General features: G+C 60.9%; 22 protein-coding genes and 1 tRNA gene. 10 read left to right on the forward strand and 13 right to left on the reverse strand.

The genetic code is table 11. The features are described 5' to 3' along the window. Positions 1 to 5: 5 nt before the first annotated feature. Positions 6 to 1,709, reverse strand: a complete 1,704-nt coding sequence (rpsA, locus tag AMC88_RS00505) for a 30S ribosomal protein S1 (RefSeq protein ID WP_012482163.1) — start codon at positions 1,707 to 1,709, stop codon at positions 6 to 8. Positions 1,710 to 1,882: 173 nt separating this feature from the next. Next, positions 1,883 to 2,530, reverse strand: a complete 648-nt coding sequence (cmk, locus tag AMC88_RS00510; protein WP_012482164.1) for a (d)CMP kinase — start codon at positions 2,528 to 2,530, stop codon at positions 1,883 to 1,885. Between the two features lie 329 nt (positions 2,531 to 2,859). Here cmk and AMC88_RS00515 point away from each other — a divergent pair, with 329 nt between their 5' ends. The 3 genes from AMC88_RS00515 (at position 2,860) to AMC88_RS00525 (ending at position 3,829) form a co-directional block, all read left to right on the forward strand. Further along, positions 2,860 to 3,243 carry a TIGR02300 family protein gene (locus AMC88_RS00515; RefSeq protein WP_012482165.1) on the forward strand — a complete coding sequence of 128 codons (384 nt, stop codon included), beginning with the start codon at positions 2,860 to 2,862 and terminating at the stop codon, positions 3,241 to 3,243. A 150-nt stretch (positions 3,244 to 3,393) separates the two neighbouring features. Beyond that, positions 3,394 to 3,469, forward strand: a tRNA-Ala gene (locus AMC88_RS00520). 120 nt (positions 3,470 to 3,589) lie between these two features. After that, entirely contained in the window at positions 3,590 to 3,829 is a 240-nt protein-coding gene (locus AMC88_RS00525; RefSeq protein ID WP_012482166.1) for a GIY-YIG nuclease family protein, read from the forward strand. Positions 3,830 to 3,947: 118 nt separating this feature from the next. Here the strand turns inward: AMC88_RS00525 and AMC88_RS00530 are convergent, their stop codons facing one another. Then, a complete protein-coding gene (locus AMC88_RS00530; protein ID WP_041683503.1) occupies positions 3,948 to 5,741 on the reverse strand; it encodes a membrane protein in 1,794 nt (597 codons plus the stop codon). Positions 5,742 to 6,002: 261 nt separating this feature from the next. On the opposite strand from AMC88_RS00530, the gene AMC88_RS00535 reads away from it, so the two are divergent. Together AMC88_RS00535 and AMC88_RS00540 are read left to right on the forward strand one after the other, a co-directional pair. Continuing rightward, positions 6,003 to 6,467 (forward strand): hypothetical protein, encoded by a 465-nt coding sequence (locus tag AMC88_RS00535; protein WP_029531695.1) that lies wholly within the window; start codon positions 6,003 to 6,005, stop codon positions 6,465 to 6,467. 143 nt (positions 6,468 to 6,610) lie between these two features. Beyond that, on the forward strand, positions 6,611 to 7,117 hold the full coding sequence (locus AMC88_RS00540) for a CYTH domain-containing protein (RefSeq protein WP_010025507.1): 507 nt from the start codon (positions 6,611 to 6,613) through the stop codon (positions 7,115 to 7,117). A 24-nt stretch (positions 7,118 to 7,141) separates the two neighbouring features. On the opposite strand, the gene AMC88_RS00545 is transcribed toward AMC88_RS00540, so the two are convergent. Genes AMC88_RS00545 through AMC88_RS00555 form a run of 3 tightly spaced genes read right to left on the reverse strand, consistent with a single transcriptional unit; the run spans position 7,142 to position 9,867 of the window. After that, the gene (locus tag AMC88_RS00545) at positions 7,142 to 8,080 is read right to left on the reverse strand and encodes a DUF2950 family protein (protein WP_064824642.1); all 939 of its coding nucleotides are present in this window, start codon (positions 8,078 to 8,080) and stop codon (positions 7,142 to 7,144) included. A gap of 29 nt (positions 8,081 to 8,109) precedes the next feature. Next, positions 8,110 to 9,495, reverse strand: coding sequence for a DUF3300 domain-containing protein (locus AMC88_RS00550; RefSeq protein WP_064824643.1), 1,386 nt, complete (start codon positions 9,493 to 9,495; stop codon positions 8,110 to 8,112). A 57-nt stretch (positions 9,496 to 9,552) separates the two neighbouring features. Next, positions 9,553 to 9,867 (reverse strand): hypothetical protein, encoded by a 315-nt coding sequence (locus AMC88_RS00555; protein WP_010014487.1) that lies wholly within the window; start codon positions 9,865 to 9,867, stop codon positions 9,553 to 9,555. 322 nt (positions 9,868 to 10,189) lie between these two features. Here AMC88_RS00555 and AMC88_RS00560 point away from each other — a divergent pair, with 322 nt between their 5' ends. The 5 genes from AMC88_RS00560 to AMC88_RS00580 all read left to right on the forward strand — a co-directional run bounded on the left by AMC88_RS00560 (position 10,190) and on the right by AMC88_RS00580 (position 15,535). Next, positions 10,190 to 10,531 (forward strand): DUF3302 domain-containing protein, encoded by a 342-nt coding sequence (locus AMC88_RS00560; protein ID WP_016735191.1) that lies wholly within the window; start codon positions 10,190 to 10,192, stop codon positions 10,529 to 10,531. Next, positions 10,531 to 11,688: an HlyD family secretion protein gene (locus tag AMC88_RS00565; protein ID WP_064824644.1), complete on the forward strand. Its 1,158-nt coding sequence runs from the start codon at positions 10,531 to 10,533 to the stop codon at positions 11,686 to 11,688. The genes AMC88_RS00560 and AMC88_RS00565 overlap by 1 nt, the downstream gene beginning before the upstream one ends. Positions 11,689 to 11,792: 104 nt before the next feature. Continuing rightward, positions 11,793 to 13,493 carry a SulP family inorganic anion transporter gene (locus AMC88_RS00570; protein WP_185171295.1) on the forward strand — a complete coding sequence of 567 codons (1,701 nt, stop codon included), beginning with the start codon at positions 11,793 to 11,795 and terminating at the stop codon, positions 13,491 to 13,493. Positions 13,494 to 13,512: 19 nt separating this feature from the next. Then, on the forward strand, positions 13,513 to 14,358 hold the full coding sequence (gene ppk2 / locus AMC88_RS00575) for a polyphosphate kinase 2 (protein ID WP_004677082.1): 846 nt from the start codon (positions 13,513 to 13,515) through the stop codon (positions 14,356 to 14,358). A gap of 22 nt (positions 14,359 to 14,380) precedes the next feature. Further along, on the forward strand, positions 14,381 to 15,535 hold the full coding sequence (locus AMC88_RS00580) for an AI-2E family transporter (protein ID WP_064824646.1): 1,155 nt from the start codon (positions 14,381 to 14,383) through the stop codon (positions 15,533 to 15,535). Positions 15,536 to 15,587: 52 nt separating this feature from the next. On the opposite strand, the gene AMC88_RS00585 is transcribed toward AMC88_RS00580, so the two are convergent. From AMC88_RS00585 to AMC88_RS00615, 7 genes are all read right to left on the reverse strand, one after another. Then, complete coding sequence (locus AMC88_RS00585; RefSeq protein WP_016735186.1) at positions 15,588 to 15,824, reverse strand: hypothetical protein; 237 nt, start codon at positions 15,822 to 15,824, stop codon at positions 15,588 to 15,590. A gap of 136 nt (positions 15,825 to 15,960) precedes the next feature. After that, positions 15,961 to 16,272: a potassium channel family protein gene (locus tag AMC88_RS00590; protein WP_010021693.1), complete on the reverse strand. Its 312-nt coding sequence runs from the start codon at positions 16,270 to 16,272 to the stop codon at positions 15,961 to 15,963. Between the two features lie 53 nt (positions 16,273 to 16,325). Beyond that, positions 16,326 to 17,420: a calcium/proton exchanger gene (gene cax, locus AMC88_RS00595; protein ID WP_064824647.1), complete on the reverse strand. Its 1,095-nt coding sequence runs from the start codon at positions 17,418 to 17,420 to the stop codon at positions 16,326 to 16,328. Positions 17,421 to 17,550: 130 nt separating this feature from the next. Next, entirely contained in the window at positions 17,551 to 18,474 is a 924-nt protein-coding gene (locus tag AMC88_RS00600; RefSeq protein WP_064824648.1) for an amino acid ABC transporter substrate-binding protein, read from the reverse strand. Between the two features lie 17 nt (positions 18,475 to 18,491). Then, the gene (gene potE / locus AMC88_RS00605) at positions 18,492 to 19,847 is read right to left on the reverse strand and encodes a putrescine-ornithine antiporter (RefSeq protein WP_064829849.1); all 1,356 of its coding nucleotides are present in this window, start codon (positions 19,845 to 19,847) and stop codon (positions 18,492 to 18,494) included. A gap of 19 nt (positions 19,848 to 19,866) precedes the next feature. Then, positions 19,867 to 22,230 (reverse strand): ornithine decarboxylase, encoded by a 2,364-nt coding sequence (speC, locus tag AMC88_RS00610; protein WP_064824649.1) that lies wholly within the window; start codon positions 22,228 to 22,230, stop codon positions 19,867 to 19,869. After that, on the reverse strand, positions 22,227 to 24,488 hold the full coding sequence (locus tag AMC88_RS00615; RefSeq protein ID WP_064824650.1) for an Orn/Lys/Arg family decarboxylase: 2,262 nt from the start codon (positions 24,486 to 24,488) through the stop codon (positions 22,227 to 22,229). The genes speC and AMC88_RS00615 overlap by 4 nt, the downstream gene beginning before the upstream one ends. Between the last annotated feature and the right edge of the window lie 134 nt (positions 24,489 to 24,622).

Genomic DNA, 24,622 nt, shown 5'->3' on the forward strand with positions numbered 1-24,622 from the left:
GGGGCTTATTCGCCGCCGCGGTTCTTCAGGGCTGCGCCCAGGATGTCGCCGAGCGAAGCGCCCGAGTCGGACGAACCGAACTGAGCAACGGCTTCCTTCTCTTCCGCAATCTCCAGAGCCTTGATGGACAGCATGATCTTGCGGTCCTTCTTGGAGAAGTTGGTGACGCGGGCGTCGACGACCTGGCCGACCGAGAAGCGCTCAGGACGCTGCTCGTCGCGGTCGCGGGCGAGATCGGCGCGACGGATGAAGGAAGTGATGTCCTCGTGGTTGACGAGCTTCACTTCGACGCCGCCATCGTTGATCGCGATGATTTCGCAGGAAACGACGGCGTTCTTGCGCAGATCGCCCGAAGCAGCAGCGTCGCCGACTGCATCCTTGCCGAGCTGCTTGATGCCGAGCGAGATGCGTTCCTTCTCGACATCGACGTCGAGAACGACAGCCTTGACGACGTCGCCCTTGTTGAACTCCTCGATGACCTGTTCGCCCGGACGGTTCCAGTCGAGGTCGGAGAGGTGCACCATGCCGTCGACATCGCCGTCGAGGCCGATGAACAGGCCGAATTCGGTCTTGTTCTTGACTTCGCCTTCGACTTCAGTGCCGGCCGGATGGCTGCGGGCGAATGCTGCCCACGGGTTTTCCAGCGTCTGCTTGAGGCCGAGCGAGATACGGCGCTTGGACGGATCGACTTCGAGAACGACGACTTCGACTTCCTGGCTGGTCGACAGGATCTTGCCGGGGTGAACGTTCTTCTTGGTCCAGGACATTTCCGAGATGTGGATCAGGCCTTCGATGCCCGGCTCCAGCTCGACGAATGCACCGTAGTCGGTGATATTCGTGACGGTACCGGAAATCTTCTTGCCTTCCGGATACTTGGCCTGGATGCCATCCCACGGATCGGACTCGAGCTGCTTCATGCCGAGCGAGATGCGGTGGGTTTCCTGGTTGATGCGGATGATCTGAACCTTGACCTGCTGGCCGATGTTCAGGATTTCCGACGGATGGTTCACACGGCGCCATGCCATGTCGGTGACGTGCAGCAGGCCGTCGATGCCGCCGAGGTCGACGAACGCACCGTAATCGGTGATGTTCTTGACGACGCCGTCAACCACCTGGCCTTCTTCGAGGTTCTGAACGATTTCAGAACGCTGCTCGGCACGGGATTCTTCCAGAACCGTACGGCGCGAAACCACGATGTTGCCGCGGCGCTTGTCCATCTTGAGGATTTCGAAGGGCTGCGGGTTGTGCATGAGGGGCGTAACGTCGCGGATCGGGCGGATATCGACCTGCGAACGCGGCAGGAAGGCGATCGCGCCGTCGAGGTCGACCGTGAAGCCACCCTTGACCTGGTTGAAGATCACGCCTTCGACGCGCTCGCCGGCTTCGAACTTGGCTTCGAGCTTGATCCAGCTTTCTTCGCGGCGAGCCTTCTCGCGCGACAGAACGGCTTCGCCAAGCGCGTTTTCGATGCGCTCGACATAGACTTCGACTTCGTCGCCGACCTTCAACGAACCGTCCTTGGCGCGTGCGCCAAATTCCTTGAGCGCGATGCGGCCTTCAACCTTGAGGCCGACGTCGACAACGGCGACGTCCTTCTCGATGCCCGTGACGATGCCCTTGGTGACATAGCCTTCTGCGAGGTCGTTCTTTGCGAAAGACTCTTCGAGAAGAGCTGCGAAATCCTCGCGGGAGGGAGTTGCTACTGACATAAAATCTCCTGGCGTATCCGGCTTTCCGGATGCGTACGCGCCGGTTGGTTCGTGTTGAACGGGCCTGAACCCAGTCCGCCCTCTCTCACGAAGGCAATCCGGCGCTTGGACGGAATTTCAGGCTGCTGTCTTAAAAGCGACGTGGGGCTCTTGGCACGCAAAATCGCTTCAATTTAGGCATTTCGGCTCAAGACCGCATCGATGATCGATTGAGCGGCTTGAAACGCGGCCTCTATACTCATTTCCGACGTATCAAGCAAGTGCGCATCGACCGCTGGTTTCAACGGGCTGTCGGCCCGTCCCATGTCGCGTTCGTCGCGCCGTTTGACGTCCTCGAAGATCGCGTCCAAATCCGCCGTCGCACCTCGGCTGACGATCTCGTCGTAACGGCGCCTTGCGCGCACCTCCGGCGACGCCGTCACATAGAGCTTCACCGGCGCATCCGGGCAGACAACCGTGCCGATATCACGCCCGTCGAGCACTGTGCCCGGCGCTTTTTCCGAGAACCGCCGCTGCGCCTCGACGAGCGCTCGACGCACCGCCGGCATGACGGCGATCTTCGAGGCGGCTTCGCCGATTTCGTGTTGCGAAAGCATATCGCGATCAAGACCGCCAAGTTCAACCTCCCGCGCGATCTTTTCCGCCACCGCCTCGTCGTCAAGCGGTAGGCCGGCCTCGAGCAGCGCCTTGGCGGTGGCGCGGTAGGTCAGGCCGGTGTCGAGATGGTGGAAGCCATATTGCTCGGCGATGCGGCGTGAAAGCGTCCCCTTGCCGGCCGCCGCCGGGCCGTCGATGGCGATGGTGAAAGTCTTCGTCGTCATGGGATCCATCCTGGAGCAGGGCGCTTAGGGGCCCCTAAGCGGAGCCACACGTGGCATAATGCTTTGTAAAGGCGCGGCATTTCCTTCGCAAGCCTGCCATTTGCGGCGACCGCCGCCGCCCGTTCCCGCGGCCGCCGCGCCTCGCTGCGAGAGACCCGCCAGCCGGGCATCCGCCAGAACCTGAAATACCCGGCACTCCGATCGTAAAGTTTGGCTTTGACATGGGAAGCCGCAGCGATTAAGGGGACCGGCTTATAAATTCCGATGGAACGCCGGCTTGAACGGCATTTTGCCGAATCGCGGATTCGGCCATTCTCACGAGGCTTATAGTGGCGAAAGCGGAACTTGGAACCAAGCGCACCGATCCGGAAACCGGCAAGAAGTTCTATGATTTGAACCGGGATCCGATCGTTTCTCCTTATACCGGCAAGTCCTACCCCCTATCCTTCTTCGAGGAAACCTCGGCGATCGCCGATGCCGCTGAAGAGGACGAGGTCGCGGAAGTCGATACCGAAAACACCGAAGTCGAACTGGTTTCGCTGGAAGATGCCGATGACGCCGCCGGCGGCGACGACATTCCAGATATGGGCGACGACGATGTCGAGATCGAAGGCGACGACGACGACGATACCTTCCTCACACCCGACGAAGACGATGACGATGACGACATGAGCGACATCATCGGCGTGACCGGCGACGAAGACGAAGTCTGACGACTGCATTTCGGCCCGGTGAGGAAAAAATTCTCCGGGCCGGTTTTTTTAGGCTTGCCATCTCCGAAAACCGGAAGTAATAAGCCGCCACTCCAGAGGCAACGCCCTCCGGAATATCCCAGGACCGGCGCTCTGCCGGACCACCTTGATGGGGCTATAGCTCAGCTGGGAGAGCGCTTGCATGGCATGCAAGAGGTCAGCGGTTCGATCCCGCTTAGCTCCACCAGCCTACGCTCTTCGAGCTTCGGCTCGGCAAGCCGGAAGGCTTGACGTGACGAAGGCGAGAAGAAAGCGGAGGCTGCCGCGCCGAAGTTGCGCAGCAACGTAGGCGGGCTGTGATCCTTCCATGAAATATGTCTACATTCTCCATAGTCACGAATTTCCGGATCGCTATTACGTCGGCGTCACGGGTGACCTGAGGTCGCGGCTCGCAAAGCACAATGCCGGAGAGGTTTCTCATACTTCGAAATACGCTCCATGGGTTCTCAAGACTTATGTCGCTTTTTCCGACGAGCCGCAGGCCTTTGCATTCGAGAAATATCTGAAGTCGGCTTCAGGTAGAGCATTCGCGAGGAAAAGGCTCTAGATGCCAGCAGGATGGAAAGGTGACTGCCTACGAGAGTACCCGCGCGTAAGCTCACGTGGCAAGTTCAGGCGCACTCAGGCCTTGTGCTCTCTAGCGCCGGCATTCAGCGCACACCACTTCAATTGCCCGGCGCGTCGCCATTCTGCACCGACAAACCGGCAGCCTCTATCCCCGCAAGGAAACGCTGCTGATCCTGGGGCCGCGCCAACCGGCTGACGACTTCTCGTCGGATGTTCGGGATCAGTGCGGGTGATTCGCGCCGGATCCAATCGAGCTGCTCCTTGGCCTCCTGCTGTTTTCCAAGCGCCCCGAGAATGGAGAGCAGTACGAGGCGATGCATTGGATTGTAATTGAGGTCCGACATGCGCGACCAAAGTTCCGCAGCCTGCGTGTCGCCCCGCATGAAGGCGCAGAGCGCCATTCCGACTTGGTAATATCCGCGTGGGCCGGCATTCTTGCCGACGGCTTCCGAAATCAGCGTGCAGCCCTTGTCCCATTCTCCCGACATCGACAGGCGCAGGCCGTATTCGCCGGCAACTTCGGTATCGTTCGGATTGCTGGCATAGGCTGCGGCGCCGGCTCTGAGGGCCTCGGCCGGATCATTGCCGAAAAAGTCGGCGAGCATCAGCGCCTGAAGGGCGCGCGCATTCTTCGGATCGAGCTGCACGGCACGCACCGCAAGGTCCTTGGCGATGCCGAGCGTCGCCGCCGTCGATTTCGTGTGAAGCTGGTATGAAAAGCGGAACTCGTCGAGATGGATCAACGAAAGAAGGGCCGCGACATTGGAATCGGCCGGCGCTTCTTCCACGGCCCGTTGCAGGCAGGATTTCGCCGCCTCGTGCGCCTGCACCGTCATTTCGCTGCGGTAGCTGTAATAGGAGAGAACGCAGGAGAAAGCATCCGCATTGCCGGCGATGGCCGCAGTGTCGGTTTGGAACATGACGCCGAAAGGACGCGCGACCGCCGCAGCGATATCTCCGGCAAGGCTCGCCTGCGTTTTCGGGATACCTTGCACCTTCATATCGGCATCGTAATTGCTCGCCCAGATGACTGCTGCATCGACCCGTCGCACCAGCCTCGCCGTCGAACGCAGCTGACTGCCTTCAAGCCTCACGCTTCCCTGCAGGGCGTAGAGCGGTTCCGACGAAACTTGGCCGGTTTTAATCCGCGGCATGGCAGTGACGACGACGATGTCGTTGAAGCGCACCAGCTTCTCGATGATATCGTCGGTTATGCCCCGAGAAATATCGGATGCCAGGCCCCCGTCCGAGACGCTCTCGAAACGCTCGACGAGAATGGTGGGGCGATTTTCGATTGTCGTCGCTGTCTTGCGCGCCGACTTTGGCGATTCCAGTTGTTGAAGCAGCGCTGCTGCCGAGGCAAGGATGATCGCGACGCCTGCCGCCAGGAGCCAATATAAGGGCCGCGATAGACGCCGGTCCGGTTGCTCCCGGCCGACCGTATCCGCAGCCGTGTTGATCTCTCCGCCGTCGTCGCCGGACGGACCAGGCTGATCGGGCTGTTCGGGCAGCTCCATGTCCGCGGGGCCGGCGGTGTCGATGACGTCGAAGACGGGTGCGTAGCCGCCCTTGGGGATCGTGATGATGATCCGGTCGGCGGCACCGGCGGTCAGGTAATAATGTTCCAGTTCCCGTCTCAGTCGGCCGGCTTCGATACGGACACATGGATCCTGTTGCGCATCGAAATTCGCGTCTCTGCCAAACACCGCCTGCGCGATGGTGAAGGCCTTCAGATAGTCGCGACGGCCTGCGAGCGTTTCCGTCACCACGAATTCAAGAAACCTCCTAGCCCGTTCGGGAAGGCGGAACTCGCGGCTGGAAAGAATGCGCTCGAGTTGCTGCTGCACGTCCTCCTGTGAGGCGACGACCCTGTTTATACCTGCACTCGTCATCGGTTCCCCCAGATCCCCGATTGCGAACAACCTGCAGTATGCTGCCCTAAACAATAGTCCCGGCCAGGCGTGACGGCAATGCCATCCATCCGAATAGGCCGCTCAATGTGAAGGAACGCAATGAATATCCGTGGCCGGCGCAAGACACACCTTGCCGAATGCCGGCGTAGGATACCGTATTCTACCGGTGCGGACATGTATTTTACTGCCTTGATTTCGGAGCTCGCCTTATCATCGCGGGGTATTCTCAAGGAGGCTGCGATGACATCTGAGACCTCTACGTCCCATCCCATGACAAGCGCAGAGGATCTGCGCAAACGTGCTCTGGAGCTTCAGCTTCTCGAGATGGAGCGCAGCGAAAAGATTAAGGCGCGCGAAGCAAAGAAGCATGCGGAATTCGTCGAGGATTTTTTTCGCAAGCAGATCGGTGAAACGGAGCGCGCCGTCATCAAGCGGCTGGTCATGAAAGCGGCGGCGGACGGCAAATACGAGGCGCTGATCTACAGCTTTCCATCGAGCTTCTGCACCGACAGCGGCCGGGCCATCAACAACAACCTGTCGGGATGGCAGAACACCCTGCAGGGAAAGGCAAAGGAACTTCTCGAACTTTTCGAAGAGGTCGCCCGGCCGCAGGGATATGGCCTGAAGGCCATGATCATCAACTTCCCGGACGGCATGCCCGGAGACGTCGGCTTCTTCCTTACCTGGGAGCCGCCTGTCGAGTGACCGGCAGGAGCAGCGCCTGCACGTCGCCCGCAGCCGACAGCGGCTCGGGGATAACGACCTGCAGTGAACAAAGAGAAATTCAAAATGTTGCAGCGTCCTCTGCACGTCTTTACGGACGGGCGGCGCTGGAGGGAGCGATCGATTTGAAAGCGACCGAGATCGAACGCAAGTTCCTCGTGCGGAACGATGGCTGGCGCCGTTGCGCCGGCATTTCGCATGTCCTGCAGCAGGCTTACCTGTCTCGCGACGAGAATGCGGTACGCATCCGCGTGATTGACGGTCGCTCGGCCTGCCTGACGATCAAATTCCGCACATCGAAGCTCGCCAAGGACGAATTTGAATACGAGATTCCGGTCGAGGAGGCACGGGAGCTGCTGCTCCATGCGAGCGGCCGCGTCATTGAAAAGACGCGCTACCGGGTTCTCCACGAGGGTAGAATCTGGGATGTGGACGTTTTTGCCGGCGCTTATGAGGGATTGACGCTTGCCGAGATCGAAATGGCCAGCGAAGACGATCTGCCGACCCTGCCGCAATGGCTTGGGCGAGAGGTCACGGGCAACAAACGCTACTCCAATCGCGCCATGGCGGCTGCCCCACACAAGCCATCGCTGCGTGAATGGGCGGCTGAAGACCGCGCCCTGCGCCTCTGAAAGGGCGCGGGGCGCTGCCGGATCCTATTCGCTGACAACGGTCCAGTTGGCATCCGGATTGAATTCCTTGATCGCGGCGGCGCGCTGTTCCGTCTCCGGCCCGAGATCGCGTTGATAGATGGCGCTCCTCCCGTTGACGATAAATGTCTGCACGCCGGTCACCCGGTATTTGACCGGCCAGGCGATCAGCGCGAAGCCGCCGGTCATATAACCATTGATGACGTAGCTTTGCTTGCCGCCCAGCACGTTGTCGCCCTGAGCGGTCAGGATGCGATAGCGGTATCCGAAATAACCCTCGCCGCGTTTGGCGGCGCCGAAGGCGGCCGTTTCGACCAGCGCGCTGGCCGGGCTTTCCTCCGGGTAGACGTTCGGATCCCAGTAGAGACCGTCCAGCTTGCCCGGACTGCTGATCAGTTTTTTGGCGAACTCGTAAATGCCGTCGCCGTCGCGGTCGTCGGATGCATATTGGTACTGCGCCGCCACATATTCATGCATAGTGTCGATCGTGGCCAGTTCGTTCTCGCCGATGCGCCGGTTGACGATCTCCTCAAAGCCGCGCTGCGTGTCGAAGGACCATTTCCCGTCTTTATCCTCCGTCAACGGGAACGGCAGCGGCCAGAGCCGATCGCCGATCACAACGATTTTCGCACCCTCGGCGTCTTTGAGGATCAACTGTCGCCCGGCGCCTTCCCGGATCAATGCATAAGCGATCATCGCCTCGTTGTTGGCGCGCAGCCTCTCGGCGTCCAGACCGAGCAGATTGGCAAGTTCGCCTATATTGTTGGAAGCAAGCACCGACTTCAGTCGATCGAGTGCAAGTGTCGGGCTGTCGAATTTCGGAGACGGTTTTGCTGTCTTGTATTCGGTGAGATCCGTCTGACCCTGCGAAAGCGCCGGCGTCGCGGGCATTGCGCAAAGCGCGGTCGCAAGCATGAGCGGGATTACGATCGATTGGCGTCTCATGATGGAACTCCATGGGCTCGGAAAGGGTGTCATCGCCGGCCTCTGCCGCCACCACCGCCACCGCGGCCACCACCGCCGCCGCGAGAGGGCATCGGGCGCGAGTGTTGAACGGGACGGGCGGCCGGGCGGTGAGCGCCCATGCTTTGCGCACCTCGTTTCGAGGCGACGGTCTGCTGGCGGCCGGACTGGACATTGCCGAGCGCGCTCGGCTGGCGTCCGCGGTTGTCGGGCCTGGCAGCCATTTGCGGCTTGCTGGGCTTCTTGACGGATTTCTGGGCCGGTTTGCCCGAGGGGCGATTGGCCGATTGATTGGGACGGGTCTCCGGCCGGGACGCATTCTGACGATTGGCCGCCGTCGGCCTGTCCGCCTGCGGTTTGGCCTTCAGCCCCTGCGCCGTGCTTTTCCGGATATCGTCTGCGCGAGCGGCCGTTCCGCGATCGCCGGGCCTCTGGCCGGCCTGCCTGTCCGCGGCCTGGTTGCGCAGCTGGTTGCGATTGTCGGCCTGAAGTCCTGACTTGATCGCCGACCGGTCCAGCTTGCCCAGCTGATCCTTGCCGATGCTCAGCTTGCTGCGGTCGACATTCGCCCAGTCGACGTCATTCCACTTCATTTTTCCGTTGAAGTTGCGATTGTTCAGGCAATTGTTGCAATCGATGTCGATATCGCCGTCCCAGCGACCGCCCCATACACCCCAGTCGTCCCAGTTGACGATGGCCGCCCAGGTGAGCCCGGTGACCGCAGCGGCAAAGAACCCCGCGCCCGGATAGTAATAGTTGTCGTAATAATCCGGATAATAGGAGATCGGTTCAGCGGCATAGTCCGGTTCATAGAGCATTTCCGGCGGATATTGCGGGATATAGATCTTCTCGGGGTCAGTCGGCCGGATGATGATGTTGTCGTTTTCGGTGACAACCGTCACCTTGTCATCGGTCTTGATGATGTTCTTTGCCACCGCCTCGTCGCGCAGCTGCTGGATGGCGATCAGCACGTCCTTCTGTTGATTGGCGAGCGCATCGGCGAGCGATTGGGTCCAATCGAGATCCTCGCTCATCATCTTGACAATGTCGGGGTAGTTGAGCAGCGAAACGACGCTGCCGTCCCAATCGCTTTTGGGCTTGAGATCGGCATTCTTCTTTTTCGCTTCGAGAAAACGCTGCGCTTCGATGATCTGCAGGGGAAAGAGCGAGGCGGCCGAAATCGCCGCGACCAGCTCGTCGGGATAGAGCGCGATCCGCGCGACCAGCACTTCAAGCTCGTCTTCGGAGAGGAGGGCAGAGGCCGGCTGCTCGGCGGCTGCCGGGGCAGGGGCGGCGGCCGGCGCGGCAGCCTGTGCTCGCGCGGGCAAGGCCGGCTGCAGCGCAATGAGCGCCAGAGCCGACAATCCACCAAGCAGTTTGCGGGTAATTGCTTTCATCGCACATGCACCTCCCTTGAATCAGTTGGCCTTGAATCAGTCGGATGACGGACACGTTCACGGAGATTTCGGGCCGGCGACGGGCGGTTTCCGGAGCATCACAACTTTTGATTGCGACATCGCCTCCCGCATCTCTTTCAAAAGGGCATCGACCAGGCCTGCATATTCCAGCCGCCGCAGTTCCTTGACCCCGTCGGGCAGCTGTTCGACATGCGCCAATGCCTGCGCCGCGGCAGCGAGATCCTCGCACATGCTTTGAAAGGCCTCGTTGGCGTCGAAAAGCCGCTGCACCAGCTTCGCCTGGTCGGGGAAATAAGCCGCTGCCGCTTCAAGGGCGGACGAATCTGTCGAACCACTTTCTCCCGACGCCATCTTCGCCCCCCGCCGAACTGCGCTCAGCAGATGCAAAAACTATATAACAGCCGAGCCGTCTGCAGACGTAAAATACGCGATCCTACGTTATCCGGCTCCCAAACGGCTCTTCGCATGTGGCACATGAGACGTGCGATTGGATGCACCTGCCGATCCCGCGCCTTTCCCTTTGCCGCGGGCGATCTCGTCGGGCGGATCGCCTTGCCAACGCCTCGATAGAGCTTACGCGATGCTACGGGCCTTTGGGCCGAAACGGGCCTATTATTCCATCTTCGCTTGCGATCAACGGCTCGGGTCAGGCCCAAGCCGGAAGGGAGGGGTCGTGTTTCTCGACTATTTTGCCTTGGGCGTATTGGTCTTCGTCGTGGTCACGCTTTTCTATGCGGTGATTGCCATTCACGACATTCCGCATCTGATGGCCAAGGCGCGCAACCATCCGCATCAGGATGCCATCCATGTTGCGGGTTGGGTCAGCCTCTTCACGCTTCATGCGATCTGGCCGTTCCTGTTCATCTGGGCAACGCTTTACCGCGAAGACCGCGGCTGGGGCATCCGGCAGGATGGAAAGCTGTCGGCGGAAGTCGAAGCGAATGCCGAAATTGCGCGTCTGCATGCCCGGATCGCCGAGCTCGAGGCGCAGACGCCGGAGAAGGAAACCGCCTGATGGATCTGCTCCTGATTCTGACCTATGCCGCGATCTGCTGGACGATCTTCAAGATATTCAGGATCCCGGTGAACCAGTGGACGCTGGCGACGGCCGTCCTCGGCGGGATATTTCTGATCTCCGCGTTGCTGCTGCTGATGAGCTACAATCATCCCTATTCGGGCGACGGGCGCATCTATTTCACCTCGGCGCCCGTCATTCCGGTCGTCGGAGGCCAGGTCGTCGAGGTGCCGGTGACGCCGAATGCGCCCTTGAAGAAGGGCGACATCCTCTTTCGCATCGATCCCCGTCCCTATCAGTTTTCGGTCGATCAGAAGAAGGCCGCGCTCGCCGAAGCCGAGCAGTCGGTCCTGCAGTTGAAAGCGGCCATGGACGCTGCCAATGCGGCGGTCACCGGCGCCGAAGCCTCCAGGGACAGGTCCTTGCAGGCCTTCGAAAAATTCCAGCAGTCGAACGAGAATGCAAAGTCAAGCGGCAGGGGTGCGGTCTTTTCCGAACTCGAGGTCGAAAACCGGCGCGGCATCTACCTGACGTCGGAGGCGACGGTTGACACGGCCCGCGCGCAAGCGGTGCAGGCAAAACTCGCCTACGAGTCCGAGATCAACGGAACGAACCCGACGGTTGCAAGGCTGCAGGCCGAGTTGAACAATGCCCAGTACGAGCTGGACCAGACGGTCGTGCGGGCGCCGAGCGACGGCTATGTCACCCAGGTGTTCCTCCGACCCGGAATGATGGCCAATCCTCTGCCGCTGCGGCCGGTCATGGTCTTCATCGACAGCCAGGACCGCATGCTGGCGGCAGCCTTCATCCAGAATTCGCTGCAGCGCGTCCGTGTCGGCGATGAGGCGGAGGTCTCCTTCAAGGCCGTGCCCGGCAAGATATTCAAGGCGCGGGTGGGAGAGGTGATCGATGTTATGGCCCAAGGCCAACTGCAGCCGAGCGGTGCGCTGATCGACCCGCAATCGCCCGAACGCGTCTCGCCCGGACAAACGCTGGCGCGGATCGAGCTGCTCGAAAGCACCGAGGACTATCAACTGCCGGGCGGCGTGGTCGCGGACGTCGCGGTCTACACCCATCATTGGCACCATGTCGCCGTTCTACGCAAGGTGCTGCTGCGCATGAGCAGCTGGATGAACTACGTGTTCCTCGAACACTAAAGCGGATGCCGCTGCCGCCTGCGCCATCACTGATGTGTTCCGAGGACGGGAGGGCAGGGCCGGCGGCAAAGGATAAGGAGCCCGCGGTGATAGGAAGTCTTCCGATGTTGCGGGGCTTGGCCGGTTTCAACAGAGACTGGCTCCGCAGTGACATTCCGGCCGGGCTGTCGATTGCCGCGGTCGGCTTGCCGAGCGCCATCGCTTATCCCGCCATTGCCGGCCTGCCGCCGGAGACGGGGATTTATGCCAGCATCGTCGCGCCGATCGCCTATGCGATCTTTGGTCCATCGCGGATTTTGGTCGTCGGGCCGGATGCCGCCACCATGACGGTGCTGGCGGCCGCCATGGGCGCCATCATCGCTGCCGAACCCGGCACCGCAGGTGTCGACAGGATCGCCATCGCCTCGGCTCTTGCGCTTGGCGTCGGCGCCTGCTGCATCGCGGCGAAAATGCTGAGGCTCGGTGTTCTCGCAAGCTTTCTCTCGCGGCCCATTCTGGTGGGATTCTTCGCCGGCGTGTCGCTCTCGATCCTTGTCGGACAGATCGGCCGCTTCACAGGGGTGAAGATCCAGTCGGACGGATTGATCCCGCCGCTGGTCGAAATGCTCGCCAAGAGCAGCCTGATCCACTGGCCTTCGCTCCTCCTCGGCCTCGCCATGTTCGCCTTGCTGTGGATCGTCCGCGCCTTCCGGTTCAAAGTGCCGGGCCCCGTTCTGGTGGTCGTCCTCTCGGTCGTCCTCTCGGCGATCTTCGATTTCCAAGGCCGCGGCATCGCAGTTGTCGGCGATATCCCGAGCGGACTGCCGAGCCTGTCCCTGCCTGCATTGCAACAGATGCCTCTCGACAAGATCGTGCTCGGTTCGGCCGCGATCTTCCTGGTCAGCTTCGGCGCCGGCATCGTCGCGGCAAGGAGCTTCGGGTCGCGAACCGGCGAGGAGGTCGACGCCAATCAGGAGTTGATCGGACTTGGCGCCGCCAACCTGGCGCCTGGCCTGTTCGGCTCGTTTCCGGTCAGCGTCTCGGATTCGCGAACCGCGATAAACCTGTCGACCGGCGGCGTCTCTCAACTCGCCGGACTGGTATCGGCTGCGACCCTCATTGCCGCGCTCGTCTTCCTTCACAGCGCGCTGCGGATCCTTCCCATTCCCGCGCTCGCCGCAATTCTTGCCACGGCGGCGATCAGCCTCATCGATATTCATGAATTGAAGAAGATCTGGCGCATCAGCCGCATGGAATTCATCTTTGCGCTGATCGCCATGTGGGGCGCCATCAGCTTCGGTGTTCTCAACGGCGTCATTGTCGCCGTTGCGGCCACACTCGTCTATCTCCTGCGTCAGACGATGTTTCCCCGCGACGGCCTGCTTGGCCGTATCGAAGGACGGCACGGCTTTTTCGATCTCGCACGCTTTCCGGAAGCTCGCCCTGTCGAGGGCGCAGCCGTCTTCGCTATCCAGGGCAGCATTCTGTTTTACAACGCCGACTATGTCCGCATGCGGCTGACCTCGGTCGCGAAGGCACTTCCTGCCGAAACCAGATGCCTCGTGCTCGATGCCAGCGCCGTCACACATATCGACAGCACCGGTGCAGCTGCGCTCGATGCGGTGGCCGAGGTCCTGGCAAAGCGCAATATCGTCTTTGCAATAGCCGACCTGAGTGAAGAGAGCCGCGGCATCCTCGACCGCGCAGGCGTCATCAAAGCGATCGGCGTCCAGAATCTTTTCAACGGTCGAGAGGAAGCGCTGAGAGCGCTGATCGGAACTGTCGGCGAGACCGACGCCGCTATGTCGGCCGGCAAATCATCTTAGCCGCAAGGGAGGGAGAAAAATGGACGAGAATTACGAGCCCGCACAGACGGATGGAGGGGCAGGCCGCGTCGTAAAGGACAATAAGAAAAAAAAGAAATCATGGGATTACGACAAGGAGATCGGACGGCTGCAGGTGGAATTGGCCCATTTGCAAGCCTGGATCAAGAAAGCCGGCGCGAGGGTGGTCATCATCTTCGAGGGGCGCGACGCCGCCGGCAAAGGCGGGATGATCAAGCGTATTACAGAAAAGGTCAGCCCGCGGGTCTTTCGTGTCGTGGCGTTGCCTGCGCCGACCGACCGCGAAAAATCCCAGATCTATATGCAGCGCTATATCGCGCATCTGCCTGCGGCCGGCGAAATCGTCATATTCGACCGCAGCTGGTACAACCGCGCCGGCGTCGATCGTGTCATGGGGTTCACCAGCGAAAAGAAAGCGCTGCGCTTTCTTGAACTGGCGCCCCGCTTCGAGGCCGCGATCGTCGAAAGCGGGGTCATTCTGCTGAAATACTTCCTGACCGTCAGCGAGGAAGAGCAGGAGCGCCGCTTCAGGCGCCGGATCGATGATCCGGTGCGACAGTGGAAGCTCAGTCCCATGGACGTCGAGTCCTATCAGCGCTGGTGGGACTACACGCGGGCCTATGACGAGATGCTGCGCATGACCGACAGCAACCATGCGCCATGGTGGATCGTGCCCTCGGATGACAAGAAGCGTGCCCGGGTCAACTGCATCTCGCACATCCTGCAATCCATCCCCTATGAACGTGTGAAGTTCGACGCGCCCGATCTCGGAAAACGTCAGAAACGGCCGGCGGATTTCGTGGAGGACCGCAGCATCCGCCATGTCGTGCCGAACGCCGCGTCATAACGCGGGCGGACGGGATGCCACGATGGACAGCACGGGTGATACGGCGGCGCAGGGAGCCGGACCAGGGCAGATTTCGATAGAGGCGAGAATAAGCGATCTTGTCCGCTTGGGCATCATCGGGCTTTTCGCCTATTGGACCCTGGTCCTCATTGCTCCCTTTGCACTGATCGTCATCTGGTCCGCTATTCTGGCGGTCGCGCTTTTCCCGATATTCGAGGCGCTTTCCAGATTGATCGGCAACAGGCCCGTCATCGCAGCCGTCGTCATCGTCGTCTTTTCTCTCGTCCTGATCATCGCGCCGCTGGCCCTTGTCGCGGTCAATTTTGCCGACGCCGCTCAGGCGCTGATCGGCAAGTTGCGAGAGGGGAATTTCACGCTGCCCGCAGCGCCGGCCGCTATCCGGGAGTGGCCTGTCGTCGGCCAGCGGATCCACGGCGCATGGAATCAGATCGCAACCGATCTGGCCGCCACCATCATCAAGTTTCAGGCGCCCATTCGTGAAGTGACGGCCGTTATCGTCGCCAAACTTGCCTCGATCGGCGGCGGTATCTTGAGTTTTGTCGTTTCGATCGTGCTTTCGGGCATATTTCTCACCCGCTCGGCACGCTTGGCCGCAGCCATACAGATACTGGCAAGCCGGATCGCCGGCGAGAAGGGTGTCGGCTTCGCCCGACTGGCGGGAACCACGGTGCGAAACGTATCGCGCGGCGTCATAGGCGTGGCCTTCCTGCAGGCGCTGTTGTGCGGATTGTGTTTTGCCCTTTTTGACATTCCGGCCGGCGGACCTTTGACCTTTATCGTGTTTGTCCTATGCCTGATGCAGCTTGGGCCGGCGCTTGTCCTCTTGCCCGTCATTCTCTGGGCGTGGTTCTCCTGGCCCACGCCGATTGCATTGGTTTTCACCGTCGTGGCCATCCCCATCATGATCATCGACAACATACTGAAACCGATCCTGATGGCGCGCGGTCTCTCCACGCCAATGCCGGTGATCCTGATCGGCGTGATCGGCGGCACCCTGTCGCAGGGTCTGTTGGGCCTGTTTCTCGGGCCGGTCGTTCTCAGCGTCTTCTATGAGTTGCTGAGAGCCTGGGCCTGGCCTTCGGTCTCGACCGCACCGGAAAATAGCCGCCCCGCGAGTTTCGATGCTCAACCCGAACGCGTCGAACAGACACGATAACCGTCTGGTCGAGGTCGGCGAGATCCCTCCGCGGACAGGTTGCTGGCGGCGCTCACCTGTTCTTGCAGTAGACGACAACCTCCTGCTCGATTTCGTGGCAGAGCTGTTCGTATTCGCTGATCAGCCCCTCTTCCCTCGGGCTCCTGTTTCGAAACCGCTCCAGCGCATCGACTGCGAGATCGTAGGACTCGAACATCTCCTGGAGTGCCTCACTGGTTATACTCGCCAGCAGATGCCGGATATCGGGAAGTCGCAACATTAGTTTTCTGCGGCCGCGCTCTTGGCTCATGGATCAGTTCCGCATTCAAGGCACACGTGCAATGGATACGAAGTCACGAAGCTATCGGATCGTTCCCGGAGATCACGAATAAATTTATGGATTGGAGACCGAAGGCACACGAAGTCTGCCACGTAACGGGTCTAGTCTAGCTGTTGCCGTCTCGGTCCGTTGCATTCAGGGCTTTTACGGTGATGGCTGCAATGACCCCGGTCAGCACGATCCCGGCAAAACCGATAATCAAAGCCAAAATTCGCGCCGAAACATGTTTGGGCGTGAAGTCGCCGTAACCGATGGTAAGGCCTGTCACGAAGGTAAAATAAAGCGCTTCATCGATACGCCAATCCTCGATGCGCCAAATTGCAAGGCCGGATGCCACCATGATCGACACGATGCCGGAAAGGATCGGCCAGATCACACGAAGCTGCCTGGCGAGCGCGATGAAGAACAGCCGTCTCATCTGCCGGGTGTACGGTCCGCCGTCGGGTCGCTGCTGTTTGGAACCCCGCAACCTCATCTCACGGCCGGCGGTAAGACGTAGAGCGTTATGGCGAAAATCATATAGACCATCAGCACGAGGACGCCGACAAACCATGCCGATCGTCCGCTGTTGGTGACGAACATCGCAGTGACGGTGGCAAGAAACACCATCGTCACCGCACCCGGCCAGAATTGCAGATCCATCGGCGACGGACCGATGACATAACTCATCAAGACGAGAACCGGCGCGACGAACAAGGCGATCTGCGACGCGCTTCCGAGTGCGATGCCGACGCTCAGATCGAGCCGGTTCTTGCGCGCCCCGGAAAAAGCCGAGGCCATTTCGGCGGCGGCGCCGACCAATGCGACGACGATAAAACCGACAAAGGCGGGGGTCATGCCGAAAGCGACGGCCGCTTCCTGCACGGATTCAACGAAAATCTCGCTGACGAACGCCACGAGCACCGTGACGCCGGCGAGTGTACCGAGGGCGAGGCCAATTGGCCACGGCGCTTCGCCGGCCTCGGCGTGTTCCGCCGAAGAGAAAAATTCCCGGTGCGTCCCCAGCGTGAAAAACAGCCCAAGTCCGTATCCGATGATCAGCAGAACGGCCAGGCTGAGGCTGAGCGTGTGGGTGACCGGTGCGATGGACGCCGCGTCCAACTCGCCAAGCGCCGAAGGCATCAGCAGCGCGATTGTGGCGAGGAAAAGCAGGCCCGCTTGAAGACGGGCGCTCGCCCGGTTGAATTCCTGAAGGTGATATTTCAGGCCGCCGAGCAGAAACGAAGCGCCCAGCATGAATAGCGTGTTGGTGACGATCGCTCCGGCGATGGATGCCTTGACCAGCGTATATTCGCCGGCCTGCAGGGCAGCCAGCGCAATGACCAGTTCGGTCAGATTCCCAAGGGTCGCATTCAGCAGCCCGCCCGCGGCGTCACCCGTCTTGGCGGCAACGGATTCGGTCGCATGACTAAGCAAAGCGGCCAACGGCACGATGGCGAGCACCGACAGGACGAAAAGCGCCGTATGGGCTTCTGGGAAGAGCGCCGCAGCCACGAATACCACCGGCACGGCAGCGAGCAGCCAGAGTATCGGGCTGTCACGAATTTCTTTGAAAAGGTGGCTCAACCGTCACTCCCTGTGATCGCCTGGATGGACGAACCTCCGCCTGTCACGGCAATGTCGGCGAGCTCCGTCGCGCTTCTGACGGGCTCCCCATGGTCCCCGGTTCCTCGCATTCCTTATGCTGCGCGCCGCCTCACTCGGGAAGAGCCGTCTGCCGGAAGAAGGTTACGACTGCGTCGTCCGGCGGGCCGAACCATGTTGTAAAGAATGCTCGGAAATTCTCCGCCGCGTAGGCTTGGCTCAACGCGCGATCGACCGCCAGGCGAAAATCCTCGTCGCCGCGCGTCAGCTCAAGGCCGAGCGGTTCGTAGGTGAAATGGCGCTCGAGCACGATGAGATTACCGGAACTGTCGCTGCGGGCGGCAGCGTCCATCAGAAGCGGCATGTCGCCAAACAGCACAGCCGAGCTGCCGTCCAGGATACGCTCGATCCCCTGTTGATAGTCAGTGACGGGCGTCGCCGTCGCCGCGAGCTGGAAGGTCTTGATCCTGCCGGACAGCCACTCTTCGCTCGTCGTGCCGGCTATCGAGGAGAAGGTCTTGTGTTCGAGGATCGTGCGGGCCGGCGCACCGCGCCAGACGGGCCGGCTCGATGGTTCGCCATATTGCAGAATCTCGCGCAATGCCAAGGGCGCGCTGGCATTGAGCAGCGCTCCGGTGCCGCTCGGGAAGATCGGCAGCGAGAACGAGACCTGCTGCCGGCGGCCGAGCGTCACCGGCTCCGCAGCGCAGACAAGGTCCGCCGTGCCGTCCTGTATGGCTCGCAGCTTGGCGTCGCCCGAAAGGGGAACCCATTCCACATCGAGCTTCGACAGGTTCAGCTGCGCCCTCAGGCTGTCGGCGATCCTGTTGCAGAGCGCGACGGCATAGCCGTCGGGCTTGCCCTGGGCATCGAACGAAAACGGTCTTGCGTCCGGGTCGTAGCCGAGTTTCAGCGCGCTGTTCGTCCTGACGCGGTCCAGCGTCTGCGCCTGCGCGGGCAGCGCGACGGCGTAAACGACCGCTGCCGCGAGGACAGAGGCGGCGATAGCCGCCCAGCGACCATTTCTCTCTGACATATCTGGTCCTCCCTGTGTTACTCGGCCGGCGCCCGGTTCACGCTGGCGAATCGCGGGGCGATGAGCCCGTAAATGATGAAACCGATCCCTGTGACGATCATGCCGCCAAGCACCGCATCCTTGCCGGAGGCATAGATGGCGAAAACGCTGTAGGCCATGCCGACCATAGCGATGATGGCGTTCAGCCGGTATTTCGCCTGCGGTACGCGGGCAGCCTTCATCATCACGAACAGCGAAGAGAGCGCGATGATGTAGGGCAACACGTTCGTCACCACGGCGAGATTGACGAGAGCGGAAAACTGCTCGCTCAAGGTTGGCGATATGGTCATCAGCGCAAGCCCGGTCTGCACGATGCCGAGGATGATCATGCCGCTGACCGGCGCTCCCATTTCGTTGACCCGGGAAAATATCGACGGAAACATCTTCTCTTCCGCTGCAGTCTTCGCCGTCTGGGCGATCGTGAACTGCCAGCCCAGCAGCGAGCCGAGGCAGGCAAGCACCGCCAGCGCCATGACGATCGAACCGATCGTCGGATTGAACATCGTGGCATAGGCCAGTGCGAACGGCCCGGTGGAGGTGGCGAGATCGGCATTCGGTACGATGCCCTGAATGACCGTCGTCGACAGGATGTAGATGACGGCGGCGCCCAGCGTGCCGAACATGCAGGCGAGGGGCACGTCACGTTTCGGATTTTCGACTGCGTCGGAATTCTGTGCGGCCGACTCCATGCCGAGGAAGGCCCAGAGCGTCAGCGAGATGCTCGACCCCATGCCCTGGGCCAGCGTCAGCCCTGTCGGATTCCAGGCCGCGCCGAACGTACTTGAGCTGAACCAGAGCCAGCCGATGATCGACAGCAGCCCGACCGGAAGGATGACGCCCCAGACCGTAACCGAACCGATGCGTCCGGTAATGCGCGGACCGCCGAAATTGGCCGCCGTGGTCAGCCACAGGAGGATGATCAGCGCCACGCAGGTCATGATCGGCGTGGACGTCAGCACCGGAAAAAATTCGGCAAGATAGCCGACGGCGGAGATGCCGATGGCGACATTGCCGACGGCAAGCGAAAGGAAATACAGGAAGAACACCATGAAGTAGCCGTCTTTGCCGTAGGCATCCTCCGCATAGGCGGACATGCCGCCTGGACGCTGGTTGAACAGCCCGGCCTGGGCGAAGCCATAGGCGATCGCCATGGAACCGATGGCCGTCACGAGCCAGGAAAGCAGCGAGATTGCACCGACCTGGGCCATGTTGGCGGGCAGCATGATGATGCCCGATCCCATCATGTTGACGGCAACGATGAAGGTGAGCTGCACCAGGTTCATTTTTTTCTTGGTCGTGGCCTCGGCCGCGAGATGCATTGTGTTGTCGGTCATGACGAAACCCTCCCTGCGTCTACTCGCGCACGACATATGTGTGGAATTGGATCCGCCCCTCGATCCTTTCCTGGAACACGCCCTGGACTTCGTAATTGAACCCCGGAAACCGGTTGAACGACTCCTCGAAGGCCAGGAAATAGTCCCGCATCGGGCGCGCCCGATCATCCCAGCGCTCGCCGGGAACGATCACGCCGATCCCCGGCGGATAGATCAGCGCCAGCGTTGCCGAAATACGGCCGGCAGCCTGCGTCAGCGGTACATAATCGACATTGTTGGCGACCAGCGCTTCGTAGGCCTGCTTGGGAGCGATGGCCGGTTCCGGGAAACTCTCGGAGCGGAAGCAGAGGCGCTGCAACTCCTTCACGCCAGCATCGCGATAGAAGGAGTGCATCTCATGGCAGACCTGACGGACCGTATAACCGGCATAGCGCTCGCGATTGGCCGCATAGACGGTCGGCAGCACTTCCTGCAGCGGCGCGTCTCGGTCCCAGAGATTTTTGAATTTGACCAGCTTGGCGACGAGCGTGTTCAGCTTGCTCTCATCCTCGGCCGGGGTCAGCAGGAACAGGAGACTGTTCAAGTCGCATTTTTCCGCCACCACCCGCTGCTCGCGCAGATAGTTGGCGACGACAGTCGCCGGGATGCCGAAGTCGCGATAGCCGCCGGTCTTCCGGTCGATGCCGGGTGTCAGTATTGCCAGCTTGTTGGGGTCGACCATGGTGTAACCTGGTGCATACCCGGCATAGCCGTGCCACTTTGCCTGCGGATCGAACTGCCAGCATTGCTGCTCGCGTTTGAGCACATCCGTTGGGATATCCTCCCACCGCACGCCTTCGAGGTCGTTGGTATGTTTGGAGCCTGAAACGGTGACCTTGTCCGGCACGAATGGATCGAAGAACCACTGTTCTTCGGAGCTTGCGGCATTGGACTCGTAGTGCTGAACGAAACCGCGCAACTTCTTGCGCACCTCGATCCCGAGTTCGATGCAGCGGTCCCAGAGCATCTCGCCGGCCTTGCCCTCATGCACCTTGGCATTGACATCGAGCGAGGCGAACAGCGGATAGAAGGGAGAGGTCGAGACATGCATCAGCAGCGATTCATTGAAGCGCTTGTGTTCGACGAACCGCCGCTGGCCGCTGATATGGTCGTCCCGCTTGTGGATCTGCGACGCCTGGGAAAAGCCGGCGCCCTGCTTGTGCACCGACTGGGTTGAAAACAGGCCCGGCATGTCGGCCCGCAGGTCCTTGAGACGCATCGGGCTGTGGCCTTCGAAGAGCGGGTGGAAGGCATTGTAGCCGATCCAGGCCTCGTCCCAGAGGACGTAGTCGCAGAGATGGCCGATCTTTTCCATGACCTGGCCGACATTATAGATCGTGCCGTCATAGGTCGCGAGTTGGATGCAGGCGAGACGGAAGGGCCGATCTGCCTTCGCACGGCTCTTGTCGGCGACGAGCGGATGTTCCTCGATCTTTCGTCGCAGCCAGCTTTCATCCCACGCCGCCCAGTCCACCGCGCCGATCATGCCGAAAGAATTGCGGGCGGTTGGCAGATAGATCGGGATGGCGCCGGCCTGAACGAGAGCGCCTTGATGCAGGGATTTATGGTTGTTGCGGTCGAAGAGCACGAGATCGCCGCTGTGCAGCACCGCATTGGCAACCACCTTGTTGGAGGTGCTTGTTCCGTTGAGGATGAAATAGGTGCGGTCAGCACCGAAGATGCGCGCCGCCTGTTTCTGGGCCTCGACGGCTGGACCTTCGTGGATCAGCAGGTCCCCGAGATCGACATCCGCGTTGCAGAGGTCGTTGCGGAAAATGCTCTCGCCGAAATATTTGAAGAACAGCTGGCCGGCCGGCGACTTCCGATAGAACTGGCCGCCCTGATGACCGGGGCAATCGAAGGCGATATTCGCCTCGCCGTCATAGGCCATCATGCCGCCGAAAAACGGCGGCAGCAGTGACTTGCCGTAATTGACCGCGCTGGAGACGATCTGCTTGGCGTAGAAGGTCGGCGTCTGCTGGCCGAGGTAAACGAAGCCGTCGACCTCGCCGGCCATTTCGACGACGTCCATATGCTTGATGGTCAGCGTATCGGCCATTGCCCAGATCGGTGTACGAAAGCCGATATCCCTGACCGAGCGAAGGAAGCTGCGAGCCGCCGACAGCTGGCCGCCCTCGACCGAGCCGATATAGGCGCCGACATCGGCATCCTCTGAGACATCGGCGGAATAGTCGCCACGCAGTTCAACCTCGAAACCCTGGTCGATGATCTGTGACACCAGTTCCTGAGCCTGAGAGTTGTCGCGGTCGATGATCGCCACGATCTTCAGCATCTTGTGGAAGGGTATGGCGACCGTCGGAGACTTCACATCACGCGGGATCATTCCTCTTCCTCCCCTGCAATGCAATCGACGAGATAGCGGCGTCCGCCGTCACCGGAGGCGAAGCGAAGGCCGTGTATATCCGTTTCGAAACCGGGAAATTTGCTGTCGAAGTCACGCGCATAGAGCAGGTAGTCCTGGATGGACTTCGTCGATTGCGTGATCCGCTCGCCCGGCATGATCAGCGGGATGCCCGGCGGATAGGGAACGATCATTACGGCGAGGATGCGGTTCATCAGATCGTCGATCTCGACGCTCTCGATCTTGCCCTTGACCAGCCGGTCATAGGCATCGGCGGGACGCAGTGCCATCTCAGGCAGCACCGTGTACATCTCGCGCTGCGCCTTCGGCACGTCGTCCTTGCGGTAAATCGCATGGATTTTTTCGCAGAGATCTCTCAATCCCACGCCCGCATAGGCTTCCGGATGAGCTGCGGCCAGTGCCGGCAGCGCCCGTGTCAGCGGCGCATTGGCGTCATAGAGGTCCTTGAAATTGATGAGCTCGGTGACGAGCGTGCTCCACTTGCCGCGGGTAATGCCCATCGAGAAGAGAACAAGGAAGGAATAGAGGCCGGTCTTCTCGATTTCGATGCGCCGGGAGGAGAGGAATTTGGTGATGACGGCGGCCGGTATCCCGTGCTCATCCATCGCTCCGCTGGCCGAGAGGCCCGGCGAAAGGATGGTGACCTTGATCGGATCGACCATGACATGATTTTCGGCAAGGCCGGTAAAACCATGCCAGTCATCGCCCGGCTTCAGCACCCAGTCGGCATGGGTGTCGCTCGGCGTCTGCTCGGCAACCGTCGGCTCCCAGACGTCGAACCACCAGCTGCCCTCGGTCTGTCTTTTCACGCGGTTCATCGCCCGGCGGAAGCTGATCGCCTCATCGATCGTCTCCTGCACCAGCGACCGCCCGGCCGGCTGCTCCATCATGGCGGCCGCGACATCGCAGGAGGCGATGATGCCGTATTGCGGCGAGGTCGAGGTGTGCATCATGAAGGCTTCGTTGAAGCGTGTGATGTCGAGCCGCTTGGTCTCGGCATGCTGGATGTGGATCATCGATGCCTGCGAAAGGGCGGCAAGCAGCTTGTGCGTCGAGTGCGTGGCAAAGGTAACGGCGTTTTGCGATCGTGCGGGCTGGTTCGACGAGATGCCGTGGAAGCCGTCGTAAAATTCGTGGAAGTTGGCGTAGGCATACCAGGCTTCATCGAAATGCAGCACCTCGACCGCGTCGCCGAGCGAGGCCTTGATCGCATCGACATTGTAGCAAAGCCCGTCATAGGTCGAATTGGTGATGACCATCAGCCGGACCTTGCCGCTGGTCTGCCCCGCAAAGGGGCTCGCGGCAATCTTGCGGGCGATCGATTCAGGCGTGAACTGATCCTTCGAGATCGGACCGATAATACCGAGCCCATTGCGCGAAGGGATGAGATAGATCGGGGTGGCGCCCGTCATGATCAGCGAGTGCAGGATCGACTTGTGGCAGTTGCGATCGCAGAGCACGAGATCGCCGCGCCCGACCATGCCGTGCCAGACGATCTTGTTGGCCGTCGACGTGCCGCCGACGACGAACAGCGTCTCGTCGGTGCCGAAGATGCGGGCCGCATTGCGCTCGCCCTCGGCGATCGGTCCGACATGATCCAGCAGCGAACCGATGCTGCCGACCGATACGGAGATGTCGGACCGCAGCGTGTTTTCGCCGAAGAACGTATAGAAGAGCTGGCCGACCGGGCTCTTGCGGAAGGCGACACCGCCGCCGTGGCCTGGCGTGTGCCAGGAATAGGCGCCCTCAAGCGTGTAGTCCATCAGCGCCTTGAACATCGGCGGCGGCAGCCGGTCGAGATAGTTGCGGGCGGCCTGCGCAATGGCACGCGCCATGAATTCCGCCGTATCCTCGAACAGCCGGAAGAAGGCGTTGGCGTGGCGCAGCACCGATGCCGGCACGTCTTCGGCGGTGGTATCGTCGCCGAAGAGGAAAATCGGCAGGCGGTCGTTCCTCTGCCGCTTTGCGGCCAGGACCTCTCCCAGCAGCTGCCAGCGCGTGGTCTTGTCCTCGGCTCCATCGACGGACACCAGCCAGCAGGATTCGGTGTTGAAGATATGCACGAGGCGCCGCGCATCCTCGTAGGAAACGCCGGAGACGATCCGGAAACCTTCCTTCTCGATTGCGGCCGCCAGATCGCGCATGCCGCGGCCGGCAGCGCTCTTGCCATCAAAATCCTCGTCGATAACCGCAATCGGAAATGCCATCTGGAATTCCATGCGTTCCTCCGGAAATCGAGGGTCACAGGCCGTGGCCGCTCTGCAGCGACGGGCATCTCAACTAGAGGGATGGTACAGGACGGGTGGTGCTCCGTCGTTGATTGCAATCAATCTTGGGCAAAGCATTTCGATGT

Source organism: Rhizobium phaseoli (assembly GCF_001664385.1).
Classification (GTDB): domain Bacteria; phylum Pseudomonadota; class Alphaproteobacteria; order Rhizobiales; family Rhizobiaceae; genus Rhizobium; species Rhizobium phaseoli.

Coding starts and splice junctions, on each gene's coding strand:
- rpsA (WP_012482163.1), bottom strand. CDS start 1,709: ATGTCAGTAGCAACTCCCTCCCGCGAGGATTTCGCAGCTCTTCTCGAA.
- cmk (WP_012482164.1), bottom strand. CDS start 2,530: ATGACGACGAAGACTTTCACCATCGCCATCGACGGCCCGGCGGCGGCC.
- AMC88_RS00525 (WP_012482166.1), top strand. CDS start 3,590: ATGAAATATGTCTACATTCTCCATAGTCACGAATTTCCGGATCGCTAT.
- AMC88_RS00530 (WP_041683503.1), bottom strand. CDS start 5,741: ATGACGAGTGCAGGTATAAACAGGGTCGTCGCCTCACAGGAGGACGTG.
- AMC88_RS00535 (WP_029531695.1), top strand. CDS start 6,003: ATGACATCTGAGACCTCTACGTCCCATCCCATGACAAGCGCAGAGGAT.
- AMC88_RS00545 (WP_064824642.1), bottom strand. CDS start 8,080: ATGAGACGCCAATCGATCGTAATCCCGCTCATGCTTGCGACCGCGCTT.
- AMC88_RS00550 (WP_064824643.1), bottom strand. CDS start 9,495: ATGAAAGCAATTACCCGCAAACTGCTTGGTGGATTGTCGGCTCTGGCG.
- AMC88_RS00555 (WP_010014487.1), bottom strand. CDS start 9,867: ATGGCGTCGGGAGAAAGTGGTTCGACAGATTCGTCCGCCCTTGAAGCG.
- AMC88_RS00565 (WP_064824644.1), top strand. CDS start 10,531: ATGGATCTGCTCCTGATTCTGACCTATGCCGCGATCTGCTGGACGATC.
- AMC88_RS00570 (WP_185171295.1), top strand. CDS start 11,793: ATGTTGCGGGGCTTGGCCGGTTTCAACAGAGACTGGCTCCGCAGTGAC.
- ppk2 (WP_004677082.1), top strand. CDS start 13,513: ATGGACGAGAATTACGAGCCCGCACAGACGGATGGAGGGGCAGGCCGC.
- AMC88_RS00580 (WP_064824646.1), top strand. CDS start 14,381: ATGGACAGCACGGGTGATACGGCGGCGCAGGGAGCCGGACCAGGGCAG.
- AMC88_RS00585 (WP_016735186.1), bottom strand. CDS start 15,824: ATGAGCCAAGAGCGCGGCCGCAGAAAACTAATGTTGCGACTTCCCGAT.
- AMC88_RS00590 (WP_010021693.1), bottom strand. CDS start 16,272: ATGAGACGGCTGTTCTTCATCGCGCTCGCCAGGCAGCTTCGTGTGATC.
- AMC88_RS00600 (WP_064824648.1), bottom strand. CDS start 18,474: ATGTCAGAGAGAAATGGTCGCTGGGCGGCTATCGCCGCCTCTGTCCTC.
- potE (WP_064829849.1), bottom strand. CDS start 19,847: ATGACCGACAACACAATGCATCTCGCGGCCGAGGCCACGACCAAGAAA.
- speC (WP_064824649.1), bottom strand. CDS start 22,230: ATGATCCCGCGTGATGTGAAGTCTCCGACGGTCGCCATACCCTTCCAC.
- AMC88_RS00615 (WP_064824650.1), bottom strand. CDS start 24,488: ATGGAATTCCAGATGGCATTTCCGATTGCGGTTATCGACGAGGATTTT.